The sequence below is a fragment of the Variovorax sp. 01T439_2 genome, from assembly GCF_056398445.1.
In genome coordinates, this window is the sequence record NZ_JBFTPJ010000662.1 from 1 (window position 1) to 3407 (window position 3407).

Sequence of the window (3407 nt, forward strand, 5' to 3'; positions counted from 1 at the left end):
ACCTCACCTCCACCGGCGGCGCGCTCAAGGTCGCGTCCGATGGCATGACCGCCTCGCTCAAGCAGCTCGACGAGCAGTACGCCGACATGAAGACGCGGGTCGACGCCAAGGTGGAGCGCTATCGCACGCAGTTCACCCAGCTCGACCTGCTCATGAGCCAGATGAACCGGACCAGCAGCTATCTCACACAGCAATTCGCGAGCATGCAAAGCAGCAGCAAGTAGCCATTCCAGCGGAGCAAGCAGTCATGTACACCCCCCACACCTTCAGGACCGGCGCCAGCGCGTATGCGCACGTCGGCATGGAGACGCGCACCATGAGCGCGTCGCCGCACCAGCTCATCGTCATGCTGTTCGACGGCGTCGTCACCAGCATCGGCATGGCCCGCCACCACATGGCCACCGGCGATATGGCCGCCAAGGGCAACGCGATCTCCAAGGCCGTGAGCATCGTCGACAACGGCCTGAAGGCCGCCCTCGATGCCAAGGCCGCGGGCGCGGCCGGCGCCGAGCTGGTGGGCAATCTCTCGGCGCTGTACGACTACGTCATTCGCCGGCTGCTCTATGCCAACCTGCACAACGAGCCCAAGGCACTCGACGAGGCCGAGGCATTGCTCGAGAACGTCGCGTCCGCATGGCGCGAGATCGGCGGCGCCAGTGCCGGCAATTGATTCCAACCCCGCCGCATCGGAAGCGCAGGCCGTGCCAGTCCGCCACGAAGTCGTCCACTGCTATGGCGAGCTCGCCTCGGCCATGTCGCTCATGGCTTCGCTGGCCCGCGCGAGGGAATGGGACCGGCTGCCCGAGCTCGAAGCCCGCTGTGCGCAGCTGGTCGACCGGCTCAAGGCCGTGGGCGCGGTGTCGCTCGATGCCGCGCAGCTGGAACAGGTGCGCGGACTGATCGCGCGCATCCACGCCGACCAGGACGAGGTGTGCGCGCTGGTCAAGCCGCAGCTGGAGCGCCTGGTGGCCAAGATGGCCCAGCTGCAGAACCGCAGCGATCTTGGCAAGGCCTACGGCCTGCCGCACTGATCGCCGGACGCTGCACCCGAAGCCATGAACAGACCGATYGGACCTGCCGTCGATGCGCTGCTTGCCTCGAAGCTTTCTTCGGCGCGGCCGGACCTCGCCGTGCTGCAGACCGAGGTCGGCACCAGCATGCCGGTCGGGCCGATGGCCGAGATCCAGAAGGTCAAGAACGATGTCCGGCTGCCGTCCCATGCGCCGCTCGAAACGCGCCTGGACACTGGCGCCGCGCCCGCACTGCCGCGCGCCGATGCGCCGCCCTCGATCGACACGCGCTGGTCGGCGGCGGCACGCGTCATCGGCGCCGTGCTGGCGGACCTGCATGCCGAACCGGAGCCGGTGCGCGGTGCGGCGCCGCTGTGGGCGTCGCCGCAGGAAGCTCCGTCCGGCGCCGTGCTCGCGGCCGCGCTGGGACGATCGGTGAGCGGCAGCGGGCTGTTCTACGAATCGCACCTGCTCGAATTCGCCATGGGGCTGCGCACGCTGCCGCAGCTGGCCGAGGAGCCGCAGGTTCGGTTGACACAGCCGCTGCCGATGCTTCAGCAGCCGGCCGGGCCTGGCACCTCTCGGGCGCAGCCGACGGCGATGGCCCAACCCGCTGTGGCCCAGCCCGCTGGCGCCGCGCCGGCCGTCCAGATCCACCAGGCCGCGGTTGCCTCGGCCAGCCACATGGCCGCGATCGCCGCGATGGCCGCGCCGTCCGGCGAGGAGCGCATGGCCAGCCTGGGCGCCGGCGAAACCGGTGCGGCCAATGCGCCGGCGCGCCCGCCGGCGCCGGCTGCGGCCGATCTGATCCATCCGCAGACCGCCGCGCTGGTGCACCAGCAGCTCGACCTGCTGGCCACCGCCGTGTTCCGCTGGAGCGGCCAGGCCTGGCCGGATGTGCCGATGGCGTGGTCGATCCACGAGGAAACCGAACAACCCGGCGATGCGCCGGAAGGCCGCGGCGACGACCGCGGCGCGCCCCTGCGCCGCTGGACGACCACGGTGTCGCTCACGCTGCCGAAGCTGGGCGCGGTGGACCTTCGCCTGAGCCTTGCGGGCGAAATGGTCCAGGCGCACCTGGCCGCACGCGAGGCCGCGACGCTGGCCCGCCTGCGCAGCGACGGCGGCGAACTGGCACCGCGCCTCGCGGCCGCGGGCCTGCGGCTGCAGGACCTGCAGATCACCGCCATGGAGCGCACCGCATGACGCCCCCGGCACAACCGCGCCAGAGCGCAGTGGCGCTGTCCCATGCCGACACCGCGAAGGCGCCGGTGGTCGTGGCCAAGGGCTATGGCGTGACGGCGGAATCGATCCTGCGGCAGGCGCGCGAGAACGGTGTCTACGTGCACGCCTCGCCGGACCTGATCCGGTTGCTGATGCAGGTGGACCTCGATCGGCAGATTCCGCCCCAGCTCTATCTGGCGGTGGCCGAGGTCATGGCATGGATCCACGGAATCGAGAACGGCAGGGGCCAGGCGGCAGGGCGATTCGATTAATGCTTTGTCATTAGATTCACATCTTTTTTGAGAACTGGTCGCAGCGACGGAAGCCCCGTCGTGCTATTGCAACAAAAGCTTACATGTACTTGTAGCCCTGTTTACAGTTTGAGTAGTGCAGAAGGTTACAAGTGTTAAATATTGTGAATAATCCAATCAGGACATGACTGAACGGAGTGCATTTTGGAAACGGATAACGTGATGAGCGTAGCCAACGGCGAAATCTCCCGGGAAATCGGCGACATCAATCTCGCCTACATGCTGCTGGCGCAGAAACTGGTCAAGCAGGACCGCGTGGCGGCGATGTTTAGGCTCGGCGTGAGCAGCGAACTGGCCGACATGCTGGCCGGCATGTCGCTGGCGCAGATCGTCAAGCTGGCGGCGTCGAACTTCCTGCTGTGCAGTTTCCGGCTCGACGAACACGCCTCGATGTCGGCGGTGGTTGGCGAAGGTAAGGACACGATGCTGCAACAAGCGCACATGTCGATCCTGATGTCGGCACGGAGCCTGCAGACCCGAAAAGCAGCGGTGCCGGCATGACGCGCAAGAGCGTGCTGGGCGAGGTGCGGGAAGTGCAGCTCGCGATCCAGCTGATCCAGCTGGGCGCCCGCCTGCAGTTCCTGGAGTCGGAGGTGGGCCTGAGCCGCGAGCGGCTGATCCGCCTCTACAAGGAAATCAAGGGGGTTTCACCGCCCAAGGGATTGCTTCCCTTTTCAACCGATTGGTATATGACGTGGCTGGCGAATATCCATTCGTCAATGTTTTACAACATGTATCAATTCATGAAAATTCATTCGGACGAAGAAAAAGTCTGGATATTGATTAAAAGCTACAAGCTTTATTTGCAGCAAATTGCAGCCCAGGACAGCGAGCCAATTCTGGATTTCACGCGCGCCTACAC

7 protein-coding genes are annotated in these 3407 nt (G+C 66.0%); all 7 read left to right on the forward strand.

Features of this window, described 5'->3' with window-relative positions:
- The coding region (fliD, locus tag AC1DOC_RS25360; RefSeq protein WP_478130739.1) for a flagellar filament capping protein FliD at nt 1–224 on the forward strand (224 nt) is incomplete at its 5' end.
- Nucleotides 225–247: 23 nt separating this feature from the next.
- Nucleotides 248–670: a flagellar export chaperone FliS gene (fliS, locus tag AC1DOC_RS25365; RefSeq protein WP_015866938.1), complete on the forward strand. Its 423-nt coding sequence runs from the start codon at nt 248–250 to the stop codon at nt 668–670.
- Between the two features lie 31 nt (nt 671–701).
- Nucleotides 702–1031, forward strand: coding sequence for a flagellar protein FliT (locus AC1DOC_RS25370; protein WP_230537932.1), 330 nt, complete (start codon nt 702–704; stop codon nt 1029–1031).
- A 24-nt stretch (nt 1032–1055) separates the two neighbouring features.
- Nucleotides 1056–2216 carry a flagellar hook-length control protein FliK gene (gene fliK, locus AC1DOC_RS25375; RefSeq protein WP_478079546.1) on the forward strand — a complete coding sequence of 387 codons (1161 nt, stop codon included), beginning with the start codon at nt 1056–1058 and terminating at the stop codon, nt 2214–2216.
- A complete protein-coding gene (locus AC1DOC_RS25380; RefSeq protein WP_027730278.1) occupies nt 2213–2506 on the forward strand; it encodes an EscU/YscU/HrcU family type III secretion system export apparatus switch protein in 294 nt (97 codons plus the stop codon). The genes fliK and AC1DOC_RS25380 overlap by 4 nt, the downstream gene beginning before the upstream one ends.
- Before the next feature lie 183 nt (nt 2507–2689).
- A complete protein-coding gene (gene flhD / locus AC1DOC_RS25385; protein WP_015866934.1) occupies nt 2690–3046 on the forward strand; it encodes a flagellar transcriptional regulator FlhD in 357 nt (118 codons plus the stop codon).
- Nucleotides 3043–3407: FlhC family transcriptional regulator (locus AC1DOC_RS25390; protein WP_478130740.1), on the forward strand; the 365-nt coding region annotated here is incomplete at its 3' end. The genes flhD and AC1DOC_RS25390, both read left to right, overlap by 4 nt.

Coding starts and splice junctions, on each gene's coding strand:
- fliS (WP_015866938.1), top strand. CDS start 248: ATGTACACCCCCCACACCTTCAGGACCGGCGCCAGCGCGTATGCGCAC.
- AC1DOC_RS25380 (WP_027730278.1), top strand. CDS start 2,213: ATGACGCCCCCGGCACAACCGCGCCAGAGCGCAGTGGCGCTGTCCCAT.